This window comes from Actinomadura meridiana (genome assembly GCF_039537545.1).
In the GTDB taxonomy this organism is placed as follows: domain Bacteria; phylum Actinomycetota; class Actinomycetes; order Streptosporangiales; family Streptosporangiaceae; genus Spirillospora; species Spirillospora meridiana.
Genome location: NZ_BAABAS010000005.1, coordinates 294,385 through 314,612, shown reverse-complemented (window position 1 = coordinate 314,612; position 20,228 = coordinate 294,385). Strand labels below are relative to the sequence as shown.

The 20,228-nt window shown below is 70.9% G+C and carries 14 protein-coding genes; 8 read left to right on the top strand and 6 right to left on the bottom strand.

The window, feature by feature from the left end; translation table 11 throughout:
* Positions 1-111 precede the first annotated feature (111 nt).
* From ABD808_RS10720 to ABD808_RS10700, 5 genes are all read left to right on the top strand, one after another.
* Positions 112-834 carry an amino acid ABC transporter ATP-binding protein gene (locus tag ABD808_RS10720; RefSeq protein ID WP_344895364.1) on the top strand — a complete coding sequence of 241 codons (723 nt, stop codon included), beginning with the start codon at positions 112-114 and terminating at the stop codon, positions 832-834.
* A gap of 106 nt (positions 835-940) precedes the next feature.
* A complete protein-coding gene (locus ABD808_RS10715; RefSeq protein WP_344893779.1) occupies positions 941-1,810 on the top strand; it encodes a glutamate ABC transporter substrate-binding protein in 870 nt (289 codons plus the stop codon).
* 110 nt (positions 1,811-1,920) lie between these two features.
* Positions 1,921-2,604, top strand: a complete 684-nt coding sequence (locus ABD808_RS10710; RefSeq protein WP_344893776.1) for an amino acid ABC transporter permease — start codon at positions 1,921-1,923, stop codon at positions 2,602-2,604.
* Complete coding sequence (locus ABD808_RS10705; RefSeq protein WP_344893773.1) at positions 2,601-3,605, top strand: amino acid ABC transporter permease; 1,005 nt, start codon at positions 2,601-2,603, stop codon at positions 3,603-3,605. Before ABD808_RS10710 ends, ABD808_RS10705 begins: the two co-directional genes overlap by 4 nt.
* A 351-nt stretch (positions 3,606-3,956) precedes the next feature.
* Complete coding sequence (locus ABD808_RS10700) at positions 3,957-6,020, top strand: prolyl oligopeptidase family serine peptidase (protein ID WP_344893770.1); 2,064 nt, start codon at positions 3,957-3,959, stop codon at positions 6,018-6,020.
* A gap of 43 nt (positions 6,021-6,063) precedes the next feature.
* Here ABD808_RS10700 and rny read toward each other — a convergent pair whose 3' ends face one another.
* From rny to recA, 3 genes are all read right to left on the bottom strand, one after another.
* The gene (gene rny, locus ABD808_RS10695; protein WP_344893767.1) at positions 6,064-7,635 is read right to left on the bottom strand and encodes a ribonuclease Y; all 1,572 of its coding nucleotides are present in this window, start codon (positions 7,633-7,635) and stop codon (positions 6,064-6,066) included.
* 338 nt (positions 7,636-7,973) lie between these two features.
* Positions 7,974-8,480, bottom strand: coding sequence for a regulatory protein RecX (locus ABD808_RS10690; protein ID WP_344893764.1), 507 nt, complete (start codon positions 8,478-8,480; stop codon positions 7,974-7,976).
* Positions 8,481-8,821: 341 nt separating this feature from the next.
* A complete protein-coding gene (gene recA, locus ABD808_RS10685; RefSeq protein WP_344893761.1) occupies positions 8,822-9,943 on the bottom strand; it encodes a recombinase RecA in 1,122 nt (373 codons plus the stop codon).
* Positions 9,944-10,189: 246 nt separating this feature from the next.
* Here recA and ABD808_RS10680 point away from each other — a divergent pair, with 246 nt between their 5' ends.
* On the top strand, positions 10,190-11,059 hold the full coding sequence (locus tag ABD808_RS10680) for an ATP-grasp domain-containing protein (RefSeq protein ID WP_344893758.1): 870 nt from the start codon (positions 10,190-10,192) through the stop codon (positions 11,057-11,059).
* A gap of 13 nt (positions 11,060-11,072) precedes the next feature.
* Here ABD808_RS10680 and ABD808_RS10675 read toward each other — a convergent pair whose 3' ends face one another.
* Complete coding sequence (locus ABD808_RS10675; protein ID WP_344893755.1) at positions 11,073-11,267, bottom strand: DUF3046 domain-containing protein; 195 nt, start codon at positions 11,265-11,267, stop codon at positions 11,073-11,075.
* Positions 11,268-11,395: 128 nt separating this feature from the next.
* On the opposite strand from ABD808_RS10675, the gene ABD808_RS10670 reads away from it, so the two are divergent.
* Positions 11,396-15,979, top strand: coding sequence for an ATP-dependent helicase (locus ABD808_RS10670; protein WP_344893752.1), 4,584 nt, complete (start codon positions 11,396-11,398; stop codon positions 15,977-15,979).
* An 8-nt stretch (positions 15,980-15,987) separates the two neighbouring features.
* Here the strand turns inward: ABD808_RS10670 and secA2 are convergent, their stop codons facing one another.
* The gene (gene secA2 / locus ABD808_RS10665) at positions 15,988-18,348 is read right to left on the bottom strand and encodes an accessory Sec system translocase SecA2 (protein WP_344893750.1); all 2,361 of its coding nucleotides are present in this window, start codon (positions 18,346-18,348) and stop codon (positions 15,988-15,990) included.
* 230 nt (positions 18,349-18,578) lie between these two features.
* On the opposite strand from secA2, the gene ABD808_RS10660 reads away from it, so the two are divergent.
* Positions 18,579-18,713, top strand: a complete 135-nt coding sequence (locus ABD808_RS10660; RefSeq protein ID WP_344893747.1) for a hypothetical protein — start codon at positions 18,579-18,581, stop codon at positions 18,711-18,713.
* 93 nt (positions 18,714-18,806) lie between these two features.
* Here ABD808_RS10660 and ABD808_RS10655 read toward each other — a convergent pair whose 3' ends face one another.
* Entirely contained in the window at positions 18,807-20,027 is a 1,221-nt protein-coding gene (locus ABD808_RS10655) for an ROK family transcriptional regulator (protein ID WP_344893744.1), read from the bottom strand.
* Positions 20,028-20,228 lie beyond the last annotated feature (201 nt).

Here is a 20,228-nt window from a genome sequence, read left to right as displayed (position 1 = left end):
GATGACGTAAAGTCCGACCGCATGACGGACAGCGAAGGCGGGCCCGACCTCACCAAGGGCGGGCCGGAGGACGACATCGCGCCGGCCGCCTCCGGTGACCGGCCCCTCGTCGTGGTCGAGCACGTCAACAAGTATTTCGGGGAGCTGCACGTCCTCAAGGACATCAATCTCACGGTGGATCCCGGCGAGGTCGTCGTCGTCATCGGCCCGTCCGGTGGCGGGAAGTCGACCCTGTGCCGGTCGATCAACCGGCTGGAGCCGATCGACTACGGCAGGATCCTCGTCGACGGCAAGGAACTGCCCAAGGAGGGCAAGGATCTGGCGAGGCTCCGCGCCGACGTCGGCATGGTCTTCCAGTCGTTCAACCTGTTCGCCCACAAGACGATCCTGGACAACGTCACGCTCGGGCCGGTCAAGGTCCGCAAGCAGGGCAAGCAGGAGTCGCAGAAGCACGCGCTGGAACTGCTGGACCGGGTCGGCATCGCCGACCAGGCGCACAAGTACCCCGCCCAGCTGTCGGGCGGGCAGCAGCAGCGCGCCGCGATAGCGCGTTCCCTCGCGATGAGGCCCAAGGTCATGCTGTTCGACGAGCCGACCTCGGCGCTCGACCCGGAGATGGTCAACGAGGTCCTCGACGTCATGACCGGTCTGGCCCGCGAGGGCATGACGATGATCGTCGTCACGCACGAGATGGGGTTCGCGCGCCGCGCGGCGCGCAAGGTCGTGTTCATGGCCGACGGCCAGATCGTCGAGGAGAACACGCCCGACGAGTTCTTCACCAACGCGCGCACCGACCGCGCCAAGGACTTCCTTTCCAAGATCCTCACGCACTGACCATTCCGTCCGGCGTGTCCGCAAGATCATGGATCATCGAGTCGGCAAGGGCGAAAATGGTCCACGGAGAGCGGGACTCCGGCAGAGAGCAGAGGTAGGACGAGAAATGCGAGTACGTCGTTTCGGTGCCCTCATCGGGGCGGGGATGGCGCTGTCACTTGCGCTCAGTGCGTGTGGCAGCGACACCGAGAAGACCCAGGCCAAGTCGGTCGCGCAGAAGGCCAAGGAAGACAAGAAGCTGACCATCGGCATCAAGTTCGACCAGCCCGCGCTCGGGTTGAAGAAACCCGACGGCACCTACGACGGCTTCGACGTCGACGTCGCCAAGTACGTCGCCAAGCAGCTCGGCGTCCCCGAGAGCGGCATCACGTTCAAGGAGACGACCTCCGCGAACCGCGAGTCGTTCCTCGGCGGCGGCCAGGTCGACCTGATCTTCGCCACGTACTCCATCACCGAGGGGCGCAAGGCCCAGGTGACGTTCGGCGGCCCGTACTACGTCGCGCACCAGGACACGATGGTCAAGAGCGACAACGACGACATCAAGAAGACCCAGGACCTCAAGGGCAAGAAGCTGTGCAAGGCGGCCGGGTCCAATTCGTTCCGCCGCATCACCGAGCCGCCGCCGGACGGCAAGCTCAACATCAAGGGCGTCACCCTCGTCGACGCCGGCAGCTACTCCGACTGCGTCGCCAAGCTCCAGGCGGGCGCGCTGGACGCGGTCAGCACCGACGACCTGATCCTCGCGGGCTTCGCCAACCAGCAGAAGGGCAAGTTCAAGGTCATCAACGACCCCTTCACCGACGAGAAGTACGGCGTCGGCATCAAGAAGGGCGACACCGAGACCTGCGAGGCCGTCAACAAGGCCATCGCCCAGATGTACTCGGACGGCACCGCCAAGACCCTGCTGGACAAGCACTTCGCCGGCACCGGGTTGAAGCTCGTCACGACCGTCCCGCAGATGGAAGGCTGCGCCTGATCCGAGGCTGAGCCGTCACGCCACGCGCACGCCGGGACGCGGCACGCCCGTCCCGGCGCGGCGCCGGTGTGGCCTGACCCGCTGGAACGCCATGATGAGACAGCTGAGCAATGTTTGACTTCGGCCCGTTCTTCGACAACTTCGACGAGATCCTGGACGGGTTCTGGGCGACCGTGCGGCTGGCCGCGGTCTCCGCGGTGCTCTCCATGCTGATCGGCACGATCCTGGTGAGCTTCCGGGTCGCCCCGGTCCCCCTGCTGCGGGCCATCGGCACCACCTACGTCAACGTCGTGCGCAACACCCCCCTGACGCTGGTGCTGCTGATGTGCAGCCTCGGCCTCAACGACGTGTTGGCGCTGAAGTTCTCCGACACCACCTCGACCACCTACTACTGGTGGGCGGTCCTCGGCCTGTCGGGATACACCGCGGCGTTCGTCTGCGAGTCGCTGCGCGCCGGGATCAACACGGTTCCGCTGGGTCAGGCGGAGGCGGCGCGGTCGATCGGGCTGACGTTCACCCAGTCGCTGCGGATCATCATCCTGCCGCAGGCGTTCCGCTCCGTCATCGCGCCGCTCGGCAGCGTCCTCATCGCGATGATCAAGAACACGACGGTGGCCTCCGCCGCGGGCTACGCCGAGGCCGCCACGGTCACCAAGGACCTCCTCGAACTGCCCTCGTTCACCAGTGGGGCGCTCCCGCTGTTCCTGGGCGTGGCCGTCGGCTACATGATCATGACGTTGCCGACCGGGTTCTTCTTCGGCTGGCTGCACAAGCGGATGGCGGTGGCCCGGTGAGCAAGGAAGCGACCGTCCTCTTCGACGTCCCCGGACCCCGCGCGCGTGCGCGGAACATGGTCGTGGCGGTCGTCACGTCCATCGTCCTGCTGGGCCTGTTCGCCGCGCTCGTCTGGCGCTTCAACGAGAAGGGCCAGTTCGCGGGCGAGTTCTGGAGCCCGTTCATCAAGTGGACGGTGTGGGACAAGCTGATCCTGCCCGGCCTGTGGAGCACCCTCAAGGCCGCGGCGGTCGCGGCGGTGCTCGCGATGGTCTTCGGCGTGGTGTTCGGCCTCGCCCGGCTCTCCGACCACTGGTGGATCCGGATCCCGGCGGGCGTCGTCGTGGAGTTCTTCCGGGCCATCCCGCTGCTGATCCTGATCTTCCTGGCGTTCTTCATCCCGAACAAGATCAGCCCGACGATCGCCGACTCGCAGCTCGGCACCTTCCAGCGGGTGCTGGTCGACAACGTCTTCTCGGTCTTCGGCGTGGAGATCAATGCCGGGACGATCACGGTGCCCGCGTTCGCGGCGGTCGTCTTCGGCCTGACGATGTACAACGGCTCCGTGCTCGCCGAGGTGGTGCGCGCGGGCGTCCAGTCGATCCCGAAGGGCCAGTCAGAGGCCGCCTACTCGCTCGGGCTGCGCAAGAACGGCGTGCTACGGCTCGTCCTGCTGCCGCAGGCCGTCACGGTCATGATGCCCGCGATCGTGAGCCAGCTCGTCGTCCTGCTCAAGGACACCGCGCTCGGCTTCATCATCGCCTACTCCGAGCTGCTGTCGGCCGGCTTCCGCGAGGTGCCCGCCAACTTCCACAACAACAAGATCCAGGCGGGCATCGTCGTCGCGGTCATCTACATCGCGCTCAACATGTCGATCAGCCGCATCGCCATCTGGCTGGAGGCCCGCAGCCGCCGCAGCCGCAAGACAACGGGACGAACCCTGGGCGGCGACGTAGGCGCCCCACCCGCCCCCGGCATGTCCATGACCCAAACCACCAAGGCCCCCCCACCCACCGCCTAACCCACAACCACCAGGCACGAACCCACCCACAGGACACCAACCGCAACCACAGGGTCCCAGCCGCAACCACAAGCCGAACCACAACCACAGGGTTCTAACCTCGGCCACAGGAACACGGGTGGGCACGTGGAGCGAGCTCTGCGAGCGGAGCGGGCACGCCCGGGCGCGGGCGCGTCCCCGCAGCGCAGGGAGCGCCAGCGACCGAAGCGAGGAGACCCGAACCGCGCAGCCGGGGGTATGGGGGGTCGTCCCCCCAATAAAAACCAGCCCCCCAATAGGCCGGGTATCTTTCCGAAGTCAAACGGGCCGTCATGGCCCCAACACCTCCCCGTATGCGGGACGATTCCTGGTATGACCGCTCGTGCGACCCTCCCCTATGGCTCATGGCCTTCACCCATCTCTGCGGCAGATGTCGCCCGCGCCCGGCTGCGGCTCAGCTTTCCCACCGTCACGGGCAACGACGTGTGGTGGCAGGAGAGCCGCCCCGAGGAGGGCGGGCGGACGACGGTCATCCATCTCAAGGGCGGTCATCGCACCGAGCTGCTCCAGGCGCCGTGGGACGCGCGCACCCGCGTCCACGAGTACGGCGGGCAGTCGTACCTGCCGGTTCGTGGCGCGGACGGGCGGCTGTCGATCGTGTTCGCCAACTACGAGGACCAGCGGCTTCACCGGCTGGACGAGGGCGACCCGAAGCCGTATCCGCTGACGCCGGAGCCCGCCGTCCCGACGGGGCTGCGGTACGCCGACTTCGTCCTGTCTCCCGACGGGACGGAGATCTGGTGCGTGTGCGAGGGCCACATCGCCGCGCCGGTGGAGACGCCGTCCGACAGCGCGGGGAACGCCGAGGCGGGCACGGAAGGCGCGTCCAGCGAAGAGGGGGAAGAGGCAGACGACGCGGTCGTCGGGATCAGGCGGGCGATCGTCGCCGTCCCGCTGGACGGTAGTGCCGCTGGGGACGCGGGCGCGATTCGCGAACTCGCCACCGGGGCCGACTTCTACGCCTCGCCGTCGCCGTCCCCGAGCGGTGGGCATCTGGCGTGGGTGCAGTGGAACCACCCGCGCATGCCGTGGGACGGCACCGAACTGCGCGTCGCAGCGATCGAGGACGGCACGACGGTCGCGCCCCGTACCGTCAAGGGCGGGCTCACCGAGTCGGCGCTGGCTCCGTTGTGGCGCAACGACGAGTCCCTGTACGTCATCTCCGACTGGCCGGGATGGTGGAACATCTACCAGGTCGGCCTGCACGGCGAGTCGCCGCAGGCGCTGTACCCGGCGGAGGAGGAGTTCGCGGGGCCGCTGTGGCAGCTCGGCGGCATGCCGTACGGGCTGCTCGGCGACGGGCGGCTCGCCGTCCTGCACGGTGAGGGGAACCTGCGGCTCGGCGTGTACGACCCGGAGACGCTGGACCTCGTCGATCTGGAGGTCCCGTACGAGAACTGGCAGACGCAGCTGTCCACGGACGGCACCACGATCGTCGGTGTCGCGGGCGGTCCCGATCTGCCTACGTCGGTCGTCCGGGTGGACACGACGACGGGCCGTGTCGAGGGGCTGCGGAGGGAGCTGGCGGAGCTGCCCGACGTCGCGTACCTGTCCAAGCCGCGCGCCGAACGCCTGGACGGGCCGTTCGGTCGTCCCGTCCATGCCTACGTCTTCCCGCCCGCCAACCCGGAGGCGACCGGGCCGGACGACGAGCTGCCCCCGTACGTGGTGTTCGTGCACGGCGGTCCGACGGGCCGCACGTCCACGGTGCTCAACCTGGAGCGGGCGTTCTTCACCAGTCGTGGCGTCGGTGTCGTCGACGTCAACTACGGCGGGTCCACCGGCTACGGCCGCGCCTACCGTGAACGGCTGCGCCGCCAGTGGGGCATCGTGGACGTGGAGGACGTCGTCGCCGCCGCGCGGGCCCTCGTCGAGGGCGGCATCGCCGACCCGGAACGGCTCGCGGTCCGCGGCGGTTCGGCGGGCGGCTGGACGACGCTCGCGGCGATCACCCGGACCGACGTGTTCAAGGCCGCGACGTCCTACTACGGGGTCAGTGACCTACAGAGCTTCATCGGGACGACGCACGACTTCGAGTCGCAGTACATGTTCGGGCTCATCGGCCCGCTGCCCGGCTTCGAACGCGCCTACGAGGAACGGTCGCCGCTGAACAGCGCCGACAAGACGGCGTGTCCCGTCCTGTTGTTGCAGGGCGTGAACGACCCGGTGGTGCCGCCGGAGCAGTCCGAGCGGTTCGCCGCGGCGATGGCGGCGAAGAAGGTGCCCTACGCCTATCTGACGTTCGAGGGCGAGGCGCACGGCTTCCGCCGGGCCGACAGCGTCATCCGCAGCCTGGAGGCGGAACTCGCGTTCTACGGCCAGACCCTCGGTTTCGAACCCCGTGGCGTCGAACCCATCGACCTGATCGTCGGCTGAGCCCTCCCGGGGGCGGGCGCCGTCCGGGCGCGCCCCCGGACGGTCAGCGCGCGAACTCGATGGCGCGGGACTCGCGGACGACGGTGACGCGGATCTGTCCGGGATAGGTCAGCTCGTCCTCGACCTGCTTGGCGATGTCCCGCGCGATGACCTGCGCCTGGATGTCGTCGACGGAGTCGGGCTTGACCATCACCCGGATCTCCCGCCCGGCCTGCATCGCGAAGACCTTCTCCACGCCGTCGTGCTTGTCGCGGGCGATCTCCTCCAGCCGCTCCAGCCGCTTGACGTAGGCCTCCAGGGACTCCCTGCGCGCCCCGGGACGGCTGCCGCTGATCGCGTCGGCGGCCTGGGTGAGCACCGCCTCGACCGTGCGGACCTCGACCTCGTTGTGGTGGGCCTCGATGGCGTGCACGATGTCCTCGTGCTCGCCGTAGCGGCGCGCGATCTCGGCGCCGATCAGCGCGTGGCTGCCCTCCACCTCGTGGGTCAGCGCCTTGCCGATGTCGTGCAGCAGCGTGCACCGTTTCGCGGTCTCCACCGGCAGGCCCAGCTCGCTCGCCATGATCCCGGCGAGGTGCGCGGACTCGATCAGGTGTTTCAGGACGTTCTGACCGTAGGACGTCCGGTACCGCAACTGGCCGAGCAGCGCGATCAGCTCGGGGTGCATGTCGCCGACGCCGACCTCGACGAGCGCGTCCTCACCTGCGCGGACGCACAGCTGCTCCACCTCGCTCTTGCTGCGCTCGTAGATCTCCTCGATGCGCTGCGGGTGGATGCGGCCGTCCAGGACGAGCTTGTCCAGCGTCAGCCGGCCGACCTCGCGCCGCACCGGGTCGAAACAGCTGAGCAGCACCGCCTCGGGCGTGTCGTCGATGATGAGGTTCACGCCGGTCGTCGTCTCGAACGCCCGGATGTTGCGCCCCTCCCGCCCGATGATGCGGCCCTTCATCTCGTCGCTCGGCAGGTGCAGCACCGACACCACCGACTCGGCGGTCTGCTCGCTGGCGACCCGCTGGATCGCCAGCGTCACGATCTTGCGGGCGCGCTTGTCGCCCTCCGCCCGCGCCGCGTTCTCGATCTCCCGGACGATCGGCACGGACTCCCGTTTCGCCTGGTTCTCGATCGCGGCGACCAGTTCGCCCCTGGCCTGCTCGGCGGTGAGGCCCGCCGTCCGCTCCAGGACCTTGCGGCGCTCCTCCTCCAGGTCGGCGAGGTCGGCCTTGCGTGCCTCCAGCGCCGCGGTGGACTCGGCGAGCCGCTCGGACCACTCCTCCAGCCGCCGGACCTCCGCGTCGAGTCGCTGCTCCCGCTCCGCGAGGCGCGCCTCCCTGCGCTCCAGATCCTCCCGGACGGTCCGCAGGTCCTCCCGGAGGGAACGGCCCTCCTCCTCGGCGTCCGAACGCGCCACCGACGCGATCAGCTGCGCCTGCCGTCCGGCCTTCGCCACGGCGGCCTCGGCCTCGCGTTCCGCCTTCGCCTTGATCTCGTCGGCCTCGCTGCGGGCGCGGGCCATCTCCGCCGCGGCTCTGCCCGGCATGCCCGGACGCCACAGGACGACGATGATGAGAGCGACCAGGGTCACCAGCAACGCTGCACCCAGCAGGACGCTCTCCATGAGGCAGATCCTTCCTCGCCGCGGGCCCGTCGGGAGTCGGGGCCCTGCCTAGCGAGGATTTACTCGCGCCAGCGGACGGCCGGACACGGGATCCGCGCGCGGCGCGTCCCGTTCACTATCCGGTCGACGAACCTGTCCTGGATGCCTCTCAGCTGCTGGAACGTGCTCGATCGTATGGCAATCCGCGAGACGCGGAGTAACTCCTCACTGCCGTAACGGTAAGCGGCATGGAGGTAATGAGCAAGCAAACGCAGGGCATTCCGGACTAACCGAACGTGGACGTGAGGCCTTACTTACTGCGGCTTACCATCTCCCGACATGTCGGTGTGGAACGGCGGTCAGTCGACGGGCGGGTCGTCGGGGAGGCCGTCGAGATCGGTGCCCTCCTCGGCCAGGGACTCGCGCACGATCCGGTAGGAGAGGCCGGGCGGATATCCCTTGCGGGCGAGCATGCCCATCAGCCGCCGCGTCCGCTTGGCGGGGTCGAGCCGCGCCGTGGACGGCATTTTGCGGGCGACCAGGGCACGCGCGGTCCGCTCCTCCTGGGCCGGGTCCAGCGCTTCGACGGCGCCGTTGACGGTCTCGTCCGCGACGCCGCGCCGCCGGAGTTCGGCCGCGAGCGCGCGCTTGGCCAGGCCGCGCCCGTTGTGCCGCGACTGCACCCACGCCCGCGCGAACGCCTCGTCGTCGATGAGGCCCACGTCGCTGAAGCGTCCGAGCACCCGCTCGGCGACCTCGTCGGGAACGTCCTCGCGCCGCAGCGCCTCGGCGAGCTGCGCCCGCGTACGCGGCGCCGCCGCCAACAGCCGAAGACACACCTCCCGCGCCTTGGCCTCACCCTCCACCCCACACCCCCCACCCGCGGAACATGGGAACCGCGGTCAGCGGATCTCCCGTGATCGCTCCGGGCGCCTCCCGCTCGGGGTGCGTAGGAGCTGCGATCGGCGGGCTCTCCGTCCTCATCCCGGACGCTCCCCACCGATGGTGCGTGAGAGCTGGGGGCGGCGGATTTTCGTGGACGCCCGGGGCCCGCACCGCTCGTTGTGCGTGGGAGCGGCGGCGCCATCGGGGAAGGTCCGGCGACCGGGTCGTGCTTGAGGGTGGTGCCGGGTAAGGCGCCGCCGCCCTGCATACGAGATCATCGCTCACTCGTGGTCAAGAGTCACCCTTATCGGGGGATTCCCGGTCAGGAATCACCGACCTTGGCCTTGGCGGCCTTTCTGCTGATGGGCTTCGGGGCGGGGGTGGTGGGGGCGGGGGCCGGAGGCGTGGCGGCGGCGTCGGGGGCGGCGGCCTCGGCCTCCTTGTCGACCTTGGGGCCGATGCCGAGCTTCTCCTTGATCTTCTTCTCGATGCCGTCGGCCAGGTCGGGGTTGGCCTTGAGGAAGTTACGGGCGTTCTCCTTGCCCTGGCCGAGCTGGTCGCCGTCGTAGGTGTACCAGGCGCCGGACTTGCGGACGAAGCCGTGCTCCACGCCGAGGTCGATCAGCCCGCCCTCGCGGCTGATGCCCTGGCCGTAGAGCAGGTCGAAGTCGGCGACGCGGAACGGCGGGGCCATCTTGTTCTTGACGACCTTGATGCGGACGCGGTTGCCGACGGCCTCGGTGCCGTCCTTGAGGGTCTCGATGCGGCGCACGTCCAGCCGGACGGAGGCGTAGAACTTCAGCGCCCGGCCGCCGGTGGTGGTCTCCGGGGAGCCGAACATGACGCCGACCTTCTCGCGGAGCTGGTTGATGAAGACGACGGTGGTCCTGGTCTGGTTGATCGCGCCGGTGAGCTTGCGCAGCGCCTGCGACATGAGGCGCGCCTGAAGGCCGACGTGGCTGTCGCCCATCTCGCCCTCGATCTCGGCGCGGGGCACGAGCGCGGCGACGGAGTCGATGACGACGATGTCGATCGCGCCGGAGCGGATCAGCATGTCGGTGATCTCCAGGGCCTGCTCGCCGGTGTCGGGCTGGGAGACCAGCAGGGCGTCGATGTCGACGCCGATCTTGGCGGCGTACTCGGGGTCGAGCGCGTGCTCGGCGTCGACGAACGCGGCGATGCCGCCCTTCTTCTGGACGCTCGCCACGGCGTGCAGCGCGATGGAGGTCTTGCCGGAACCCTCGGGGCCGTACACCTCGACGACGCGGCCGCGGGGCAGGCCGCCGATGCCGAGCGCGATGTCGAGAGAGATCGCCCCGGTGGGGATGACCTCGACGGGGGCGCGCGCCTCCTCGCCCATCCGCATGACCGATCCCTTGCCGAACTGCCGCTCGATCTGGGCGAGTGCGGTCTCGAGAGCCTTCTCCCGGTCGTTCGCTGCCATGTGAGCTTTCCTTCTCGTCGTGACTGTCGGCTCTCGGGCCGCTGCTTGCGATGTCGACGGCGACGTTACGGCGGGCCTCCGACACTTTCGAGCGCCCGGCGGAATTGTGGATGACGCCGGTGTGTCGGCACCAGCGTACCGAACATCCGTTCGATCATCGTCGGTTACGCCGATTCGGGGTGGAATCTCCGTGCGCTCCATGGTCTCGACCACGTACGCTGGCGCCGTCCACGGAGGGTTCCCATCATGACGCTGACCGTTCTCTTCTGCGTCGATCCGCTCCACCCTCGGCGCGTTGACCCGCACTTCTCCCGCGAGGCCGCGGCCGTCCGGGACCACTACGGCGAGATCGCCCTGATCGACCACGAGGTCCTCCAGCGCGGGGACGTGGACGGCGCGGTGCGCGCGGTGCCGTCCGATCTCGGCCCCGTCTGGTACCGGGGCTGGATGCTCACGGGCGAGGAGTACGCCGCCATCGCCGCGACGTTGAAACAGCGTGGGACGGTGCTCCTCACGCATCCGGACGACTACCGGCGCGCGCACGAACTGCCGGGCTGGCACGACACCTTCGCCGGGCTGACACCGCACAGTGTGTGGCGGCCCTTGGGCACCGGGGAGGATCCCGGCGATCTGACCGAGCTCGGGGAGCTCGTCCGGTCGCTGCGGGGTGGGCCCGGCATGGTCAAGGACTACGTGAAGTCGTGCAAGCACGAGTGGGACGAGGCGTGTTTCGTCCCCGACGTGAAGAACCTCGCGCGGTTGCACGACGTCGCGTCCAAGATGGTGGCGTTGCGCGGCGACCAGTTGGCGGGCGGTCTGGTCGTCCGCGAGTTCGAGGAGTACGACGGGGCGGGCGAGGCGCGCGTGTGGTGGGTGGACGGCGAACCCGTCCTGGTGGGCCCGCACCCTGACAGCCCTGGCGTGGAACCCGATCCCGACATGGACGGGGTGGCCCCGGCGGTGCGCGCGCTGGGCTGCCGGTTCATCACGACCGACCTCGCCCGCCGGACGGACGGCGCGTGGCGGGTCGTGGAGGTCGGCGACGGCCAGGTCAGCGATCTGCCGTCGTCGGTGGACGCGATGGACCTGTACGCGCATCTGCCCGTCCCGGACTGAGCCGGGCGCGCGCCTACTGGAGCTTCGACGGGACGTCGAAGGTGGCGACGACGGCCTGCCAGACCCGCTTGGCGGATTCGCCGTCGGCGAAGGCCTGGTCGATGGTGCGGCCGTCCAGTTCGGCCAGGACGTAGTCCTTGGCCACGCTCTCGGCGTAGGCGTCGCCGAACTGCTGTCTCATCCGGGACCAGAAGACTGTGAGCCGCACCCGACCAACGCTATCCGACGTCGCGGTAAGCGCCGTCCGGCATCGCGACTAGGGCCGTCCGACACCGCGACTAGGGCCGTCCGGCACCGGGGGCGAGGATTGTCGGACCCGCGGGGCAGTATGGACGCATGGGCGGTGACGTGCTCGAACGCTTCTCCCCAGCGACCCGTGCCTGGTTCGCCGGGGCCTTCGCCGCGCCCACCCCCGCCCAGGTCGGGGCGTGGGAGTCGGTGTCCGGCGGCGACAACACGCTCGTCGTGGCGCCGACCGGGTCCGGCAAGACCCTCGCGGCGTTCCTGTGGTCCCTCGACCGGCTCGCGACGGAGGCCGTGCCCGACGATCCGCTGCGGCGCTGCCGGGTGCTGTACGTGTCGCCGCTGAAGGCCCTCGCGGTGGACGTGGAGCGCAACCTGCGGGCCCCGCTGACGGGCATCCGCCAGGCGGCGCGGCGGCTCGACCTGCCCGAACCCGGCGTCCGCGTGGGGATGCGGTCCGGCGACACCCCGGCCGACGAGCGGCGGCGGCTGGCCGTGAAGCCGCCCGACATCCTGATCACCACGCCGGAGTCGCTGTTCCTGATCCTGACCTCGCGGGCGCGCGAGTCGCTGCGCGGCGTCGAGACGGTCATCGTGGACGAGGTGCACGCCGTGGCGGGCACCAAGCGCGGGGCGCATCTCATGCTGTCCCTGGAGCGGCTCGACGCCCTCCTCGAACGGCCCGCCCAGCGGATCGGCCTGTCCGCGACCGTCCGGCCCACGGAGGAGGTGGCGGCGTTCCTGGGCGGGACGAGGGCCGCGCGGGTCGTCCAGCCGCGCTCCGACAAGGTCTTCGATCTCGACATCGTCGTCCCCGTCGAGGACATGGGCGAGATGAGCCGGTTCGTCGACGACTCTGGGGCGGCAGATCCGCGGCAGCGCAGCATCTGGCCGCATGTGGAAGACCGTCTGCTCGACCTCATCGAGGCGCACCGGTCGACGCTGGTGTTCGCGAACTCGCGGCGGCTGGCCGAGCGGCTCTGCGGGCGGCTCAACGAACTCGCCTACGAACGCGCGACCGGCGCACCCTTGCCCGAGAACCACTCCCCTGCGGAGATGATGGCCGAGGCTGGGTCGTCCAGAGGTGCGCCACAGGAGATCGCCCGAGCGCACCATGGTTCCGTCTCCAAGGAAGAGCGGGCGGGCATCGAGAACGCCCTGAAGGAGGGTCGTCTCCCGGCGGTCGTGGCGACGTCCAGCCTCGAACTCGGCATCGACATGGGCGCCGTCGACCTGGTCGTGCAGGTGGAGTCGCCGCCGTCGGTGGCGAACGGGCTCCAGCGGGTCGGACGGGCGGGCCACCAGGTAGGCGCCGTGTCCAAGGGCGTCATCTTCCCCAAGTACCGGGGCGACCTCGTGCAGACGGCGGTGGTGGCCGAGCGCATGCGCGGGGGCGAGATCGAGGAGATGCGCTATCCGCGCAACCCCTTGGACGTCCTCGCCCAGCAGATCGTCGCGATGGTCGCCATGGACGAGTGGACGGTCGACGACCTCGAATCGCTCGTCAAACGCGCCGCGCCCTATGCCACGCTGCCCCGATCGGCGCTGGAGGCCACCCTGGACATGCTCGCCGGGCGGTATCCCAGCGACGAGTTCGGCGAGCTGCGTCCGCGCCTGGTGTGGGACCGGGTGACGGGCGTCCTGCGCGACCGTCCGGGGTCACAGCGCCTCGCGGTGACAAGCGGCGGGACGATCCCAGACCGGGGCCTGTTCGGCGTGTTCCTGGTCGGGGAGAAGTCCTCGCGCGTGGGTGAATTGGACGAGGAGATGGTGTACGAGTCGCGCGTCGGCGACGTGTTCGTGCTCGGCGCCAGCTCGTGGCGCATCGAGGACATCACGCCCGACCGGGTGCTCGTGTCACCCGCTCCCGGCCAGCCGGGAAAGCTGCCGTTCTGGCACGGCGACACCCTCGGGCGTCCCGCCGAGTTGGGGCGGGCCCTCGGGTCGTTCACCCGCGAGCTGGCCCGGCTGCCCGTCGAGGAGGCTCGCGCGCGGGTGTCCGCCGCCGGGTTGGACGACTGGGCGTCCACCAACCTCGTGTCCTACGTGGGCGAGCAGCGGGAGGCCACCGGACACGTACCCGACGACCGGACGATGGTCGTCGAACGGTTCCGCGACGAACTCGGCGACTGGCGCATGGTCGTCCACTCGCCGCTGGGCGCGCGCGTGCACGCGCCGTGGGCGCGCGCCATGGCGGGCCGTCTGCGCGAACGGTACGGCGTCGACGCGCAGGCCATGCACGCCGACGACGGCATCGTCATCCGCATCCCCGACATGGAGGAGCCACCCGGGCTCGACCTGGCCGTCTTCGACGCCGACGACGTCGAACGGATCGTCGTGGACGAGCTGGGCGGTTCGGCGCTGTTCGCGGCCCGGTTCCGCGAGTGCGCGGCGCGTTCGCTGCTCCTGCCCCGCCGCCGTCCCGACAAGCGGATGCCGCTCTGGCAGCAACGCCAGCGGGCCGCGCAACTGCTGGCCGTCGCGAGCAAGTACCCGTCGTTCCCCATCGTCCTGGAGACGATGCGCGAATGCCTCCAGGACGTGTTCGACGTTCCCGGCCTGGTGCAACTGATGCGTGACATGGCCGGGCGCAAGGTCCGCATGGTCGAGGTGGAGACGCCCGAGCCGTCCCCGTACGCGCGTTCCCTACTGTTCAACTACATCGGCGCGTTCATGTACGAGGGCGACTCCCCCCTCGCCGAGCGCCGCGCCCAGGCCCTCGCGCTCGACTCCGCGCTGCTGGCCGAGCTGCTCGGCCAGGCCGACCTGCGCGAGCTGCTCGACCCGGACGCCGTCGCCGAGATCGAACGGGAACTCCAGCGGCTGGCCGCCGACCGCCGCGCCCGCGACCTGGAGGGCGCCGCCGACCTGCTCCGCGCCCTCGGCCCCCTCACCACGGCGGAGGTCGCCCAACGGACGCTCTCCCCCGGCACCGACGAGGAGGACGTGCTCGTACGGGTGTCGCGGTGGCTGGCGGAACTTGAGGCGGCGCGGCGTGCGATCCGCGTCCGGATCGGCGGGGAGGAACGCTGGGCCGCGATCGAGGACGCCGGACGGCTCCGTGACGCGCTCGGCGCACCGCTGCCGGTGGGCGTCCCCGAGGCGTTCCTCGAACCGGTCGCCGATCCGCTCGGCGACCTGATCTCCCGGTACGCGCGCACGCACGGGCCGTTCCGCGCGACCGAGCCCGCTCTACGGTTCGGGCTCGGCGCCGCCGTGGTCGTGGAGACGCTGCGACGGCTGGCGGGCGCGGGACGGGTCGTCGAGGGCGAGTTCCTGCCCGTCGAGGCCGTGACGGGCCCGCTCACCACCGAATGGTGCGACGCCGGGGTGCTGCGGACGCTCCGCCGCCGCTCCCTGGCCCGGCTGCGCGCCGAGGTCGAACCGTCCCCACCGGAGTCGCTCGGCCGTTTCCTGCCGGTCTGGCACGGCATTTCCGGGGGCTCCCGGCTCCATGGCGTGGACGCGCTCGTCCAGGCGGTCGAGCAACTCCAGGGCGCGGCGGTACCCGCGTCCGCGCTGGAGTCGTTGATCCTTCCGACCCGAATCCCCGGCTACACCCCCGCGATGCTCGACGAGCTGACCTCCGCGGGCGAGGTCGTCTGGGCAGGCCAGGGCGCGCTACCGGGCGGCGACGGCTGGGTCGCGCTCTACCTGGCGGACACGGCACCGCTCCTCATGCCGGAACCCACGGAGATCACCCTCACGCCCGCGCACGAGGCCGTCCTGGACGCCCTCAGCGACGGCGGCGCACTCTTCTTCCGAACGCTGTCCGACCGCGTCAACCAGCAGGTGACGACCTCCGACGCCGACCTGGTCACCGCCGTGTGGGACCTCGTCTGGGCGGGTCATCTCACCAACGACACCATGGCCCCGCTGCGCGCCGCGCTGGGTGCGGGCCGTCCCGCGCACCGCTCCCGCACGACCCGCCGGGGCCGTCCCGTCCTGCCGTCCAGGACGGGCCCGCCGACCGTGGGCGGCCGCTGGTGGCCGCTCCCCGGACGCGAGCCGGGCGCCACCCTCCGCTCGCACGCGCTCGCCGAGGCGCTGTTGGAGCGGTACGGCATCGTCATCCGTGGCGCGGTCGCCGCCGAACGGACCCCCGGCGGGTTCTCCGCCGTCTACCCGGTGCTGCGCGCGTTCGAGGAGACGGGCCGGTGCCGCCGTGGCTACTTCGTGGAGGGCCTGGGCGCGGCCCAGTTCGCGCTCCCGGGCGCCGTCGACCGCCTCCGCGCGCTCCGCCCCACGACCGCGTCCCCAGACGACATCTCGGCCATGTGGGAGACACCGCACAAACCGGCGACGCGGGCCCTCATTCTGGCCGCCGCCGACCCCGCCAACCCGTACGGGGCCGCGCTGCCCTGGCCGGAACGGGGCGACGAGACCGCGAGCGGCCACAAGCCGGGCCGCAAGGCCGGGGCGCTGGTCGCGCTCGTCGAGGGCCGACTCGTCCTTTACGTCGAGCGCGGCGGCCGGACCCTCCTCACCTGGGACGACGACCCGGGCGTCCTGCAACCGGCGGTCGACGCCCTGGCGCTCGCCGTCCGCGAGGGCGCGCTCGGCAAGCTCACCGTCGAACGCGCCGACGGCACCGCGATCACCGACTCCCCCCTGGCCGCCGCCCTGGAGTCGGCCGGTTTCCACCCGACCCCCCGGGGCCTCCGCCTCCGCGCCTGACCCGTGGGTCAGTGGCGGCGGGATTTGAACATGGTGATGAGGCCGCGGAGGGCGCGTTCGTCCAGGGAGCCGAAGGGGTTGTCGTGGACGAGGTACGTCCAGGTCGCGGACGGTCGTTGGAGCCCGGCGGCGTCCAGGTCGATGCCGTCCTCCTCGGTGGCGGTGAGGGCCTCGAAGGCTGCGATGGAGCGTTTGCGGGCGTCGGGGAGGATGCGCTTGCCCGCGGGGACGGCCTCGGCGTTGAACTCGACGAGCGGGTCCAGGCCGCGGCCGAGGGACCGCAGGTGGATGCCCTCGCGCAGGTCGGCGAGGTAGGCGAGGTGCTCGGCCCAGCAGCGGTCCAGTTCGTACAGGACGATCTGCCGGGCGGCGTCCGCGACCGCCTCCGCGCCCGCGATCTTGGTGAGTTCGGCGTGGTGGTCGGCGGCGCCCGCGGCCATGGCGCGGTCGGCGGCGTCGCCGTTCAGCGCGGCGTCGCGGTCGGCGAGGACCTCCCGGCGCTGGAGGCCGATCAGCTGGTTGTACCGCCAGGTGTTCCGGTGCAGTTCGAGGTCGACGCCCTCGGCGACGCGCTGCGCGTGCCCGACGACCCAGTGCGCGTTCTTGTCCGTGACGAGCCCGTCGTCGTCGGCCTTCGTGGACGTCTTCTCGTCGGGGGCGTAGCGGGTGACGAGGTCGTCCTGGAGGCTGGTGAAGAACACCGAGCCGCCGGGGTCGCCCTGCCGTCCGGCGCGGCCTCTGAGCTGGTCGTCCAGGCGGCTGCTGTGGTAGCGGCCGGTGCCGATGACGAGCAGGCCGCCCGCCTCGGCGACGCGGTCGTGGTCGGTGCCCCCGGCCTCGGCGGGGGCGGTGCCGGGCGGGGTCGACGGGCTGCCGCCGAGCCGGATGTCGGTGCCGCGGCCCGCCATCTGCGTGGAGACGGTGATCGCCCCGTACGCCCCGGCCTCGGCGATGATCGCGGCCTCCTCGGCGTCGTTCTTGGCGTTCAGCACGACCCGGTCGAGCCCGGCGCGGGCGAGGCGGCGCGCGAGCCGTTCGGATTCGGCGACGTCGCCGGTGCCGACCAGCACGGGCCGTCCGGTGGCGTGCGCGGCGGCGATCTCCTCGACGATCGCGACCTCCTTGTCTGCGGAGGTCGCGTAGAGGCGGTCGGGCTCGTCGTCGCGGACGCAGGCCCGGTTCGGCGGGACGACGGCGATCTGCAACGAGTAGAACTCGGTGAGCTGCCCGGCGACGGCCATCGCGGTCCCGGTCATGCCGCAGCGCACCGGATAGCGTCCGACCAGCTCCTGGACGGTGATCGAGTCGAGGATCTCGCCGCTCGGGGACGCCTCCAGGGCCTCCTTCGCCTCGACCGCCGCCTGGAGGCCGTCCGGCCAGCGTTGCAGCAGCGCGACCCGGCCCCGCGACTCGCTGATCAGCTTCACCTCGCCGTCGCGGACGAGGTAGTCGACGTCGCGATGCAGCAGCACCTCGGCGTGCAGGGCGACGTTCACGGCGGTGAGGGTGGCCAGCTGGTCGGGGGCGTACAGGTCGAGGCCCTCGTCGCCGCCGAGGACGCGCTCGACCTCCTGCGCGCCCGCCGGGGTGAGCTGGACGTTGCGCGACTCGTCGTCGGTGGCGTAGTGCAGGCCCGGCCGGAGGCGGCGGACGAGGTCGGCGTAGCGGGGGTCGGCGGCGTCGAGGTCGGCGGCGCCCGCGAGGACGAGCGGGACCATCGCCTCGTCCACGAGCACCGAGTCGGCCTCGTCGACCAGCGCCACGGACGGCTCGGGCCGCACGACGTCGCCCGGGTCGGTGGCGAGGCGGTCCCGGAGCAGGTCGAAGCCGATCTCGCTGACGGGCCCGTACGTGACGTCCGCCTGGTAGGCGGCGCGGCGCTCCTCCGGCGTGGACGACTGCCCGACCCAGCCGACCGTCACCCCGAGCATCGCGTAGACCGGGCCCATCCACTCGGCGTCGCGGCGGGCCAGGTAGTCGTTGACCGACATCACGTGGACCCGGCGGTCGCGCAGCGCGTACCCGGCGGCGGCGAGGGCCCCGGACAGGGTCTTGCCCTCGCCGGTGGCCATCTCGGCGACATGTCCGGACAGCAGGGCGAGCGTCCCGATGAGCTGGACGTCGAACGGCCGTTCGCCGAGCGTCCGGCGGGCGGCCTCGCGGCCGAGGGCGCACAGTTCCGCGAGGTCATCCTCACGGTGGACCCCCGACTTCCGCAGGGCGGAGGCCGCCGCGGTCAGGTCGTCGTCGGACAGTTTCCGGACGCGCGGCTCCCGCTCGTTCGCCGCGTCCACCAGGGCGCGGAACGGCGCGAGGTCGACGCTGCCGGGCTTCTGGACGAGCCGTCGCAGCCGCTCACGCAGCGCCATGGCGTCCCCTCGGTTGTACGGTCACGACTCCCCCAACGGGCTGGTTCGAGACTGCGTTCCCACCATGATCCCAGGGGTTGCCCCGGGATGTCCCGGGGTGTTCTCCCCACTTGGTCTGACCTCGAATTCATTCCTTCGGCGGATCCCCTCCCGCTCCTCGTTTGAGACGATGAGGTCGTAACGGGGTTTGCGGTGACGCGGGGAAACGTCACCGCGGAACGGGGTTCGTCATGACACCTACGGCTCGCAAGGCCGCCGCGCTTCGGCGCAAGCGTCAGATCATCAGTCAGACCGTCATCGACCGGGCGCTGAACGATCCGCGGCGCCACCAGGAAGAGGCCGCCGTCGCGGCCACCGCCAAATAGCAACGTTTCACCGAGCGCCTCCGCCACCGGGCGGGGGCGCTCACCTGTTTCCGGGCAAAGCTTCCGGCTTCCGGGGACGCGCCAACGCCAGTTTCAACCGGCGGAGGAGAAGACGTGGTCGCGGGCCTGCTCCAGCGCCGCGTACAGGGCGCCGCGCAGGACGGGGTTGCCCTCCACACCGGTCATGGACACGGTGGGACGGGTCGGGCTGATCCGGCCGACGATCTCCTCGATGCGGGCGGCGAGGGGGACGCCCCCGGCGCGGCCGAGGTTGCCGGACAGGACGACGAGCCCCGGGTCCAGGACGATGTTGACCGAGGTCACACCGTAGGAGATGCGGCGGGCGAGGTCGTCCAGAAAGGGGCCGCCGCGATCCTGGTCGGCGGCCGCCGCGCGCACGCAGTCGACGGCCGTCGGCTCCTTGACGCCGTACTCGTGGGCGAGGGCGCGGACCGCGTCCGCGCCGACCAGCGCGCCGTAACCGCCGGCGAGAGTCGGGATGCCCCAGGTCCTGGACGGGGTGACGCCCTCGTCCACCTGGGCCCGGCGGGCGGCGCCGACCGGCAGCGGGGCGCCGGGGACGGGCAGGTAGCCGATCTCCCCCGCGCCGCCCCACCGGCCGCGGTGCAGCCGTCCGCCCAGCATCACCGAGAGGCCCATGCCTCGGTCGAGCCACATGAGGGCGAAGTCGTCGGTGCCGTGCGCGGCGCCGTAGGCCCGTTCGGCGATGGCGGCCAGGTTGACGTCGTTCTCGATCGTCACGGGACGGCGCAGGTCCGTCCGCAGCGCCGCGAGGACGCCCTCATGCCAGGCGGGCAGGTCGAACGCGAACTGGACGTCGCCCGACTGCGGGTCGACGACACCGGGCGTCCCGATCACAAAGGCGCTCAATCTCGACAAGGCGACCTTCGCCGAACGGCACGCTTTCACAACCGCGCTGTGCACCGTCCTGACCGGCTCGTCAGTGCCGTTGGGGTCCACGGTGACCTGCGCGGTGATGTGCCCGGTGATGTCGGCCACACCCGCCGTGACGCCGTCGGGTCCGACCTCAAGCCCCGCCACATAGGCACTGGACGGCACGACGGCGTAGAGCGCGGCGTTCGGCCCGCGTCCCCCCGCCTGCGAACCGACGACCGAGACAAGGCCGCGGTCCTCTAGCCTGGACAGAAGCTGGGAAGCGGTGACCTTGGAAAGACCGGTGTGCTCGCCGATCTGGGCGCGGGTCAGCGGCCCCTGCCGGACGAGCAGGTCCAGCGCCGCGCGATCGTTGAGTTCGCGCAGAAGCCTCGGCGTCCCCGGGCGGTTGGCGACCATGCTGGTACCCCTCGATGTCTCAAGTGTCTCAATCCGCTAACGGCAGTTTTGTTTAGGAAAGTTTCTTGTTAGTTTACGCCCAAGCGCCGACCGGTCCGGTACCCCGGATCGGGGGCGCGCGCAGAGCGCGGACTGGCGAGCAGGGCGCCCGCGAGCGTTGCGAACGCAAGAGGGGCATGGCAGGGACCCTAAAGGGTCACC

Coding starts and splice junctions, on each gene's coding strand:
- ABD808_RS10680 (WP_344893758.1), top strand. CDS start 10,190: ATGACGCTGACCGTTCTCTTCTGCGTCGATCCGCTCCACCCTCGGCGC.
- ABD808_RS10700 (WP_344893770.1), top strand. CDS start 3,957: ATGACCGCTCGTGCGACCCTCCCCTATGGCTCATGGCCTTCACCCATC.
- secA2 (WP_344893750.1), bottom strand. CDS start 18,348: ATGGCGCTGCGTGAGCGGCTGCGACGGCTCGTCCAGAAGCCCGGCAGC.
- ABD808_RS10660 (WP_344893747.1), top strand. CDS start 18,579: ATGACACCTACGGCTCGCAAGGCCGCCGCGCTTCGGCGCAAGCGTCAG.
- ABD808_RS10715 (WP_344893779.1), top strand. CDS start 941: ATGCGAGTACGTCGTTTCGGTGCCCTCATCGGGGCGGGGATGGCGCTG.
- recA (WP_344893761.1), bottom strand. CDS start 9,943: ATGGCAGCGAACGACCGGGAGAAGGCTCTCGAGACCGCACTCGCCCAG.
- rny (WP_344893767.1), bottom strand. CDS start 7,635: ATGGAGAGCGTCCTGCTGGGTGCAGCGTTGCTGGTGACCCTGGTCGCT.
- ABD808_RS10670 (WP_344893752.1), top strand. CDS start 11,396: ATGGGCGGTGACGTGCTCGAACGCTTCTCCCCAGCGACCCGTGCCTGG.
- ABD808_RS10655 (WP_344893744.1), bottom strand. CDS start 20,027: ATGGTCGCCAACCGCCCGGGGACGCCGAGGCTTCTGCGCGAACTCAAC.
- ABD808_RS10710 (WP_344893776.1), top strand. CDS start 1,921: ATGTTTGACTTCGGCCCGTTCTTCGACAACTTCGACGAGATCCTGGAC.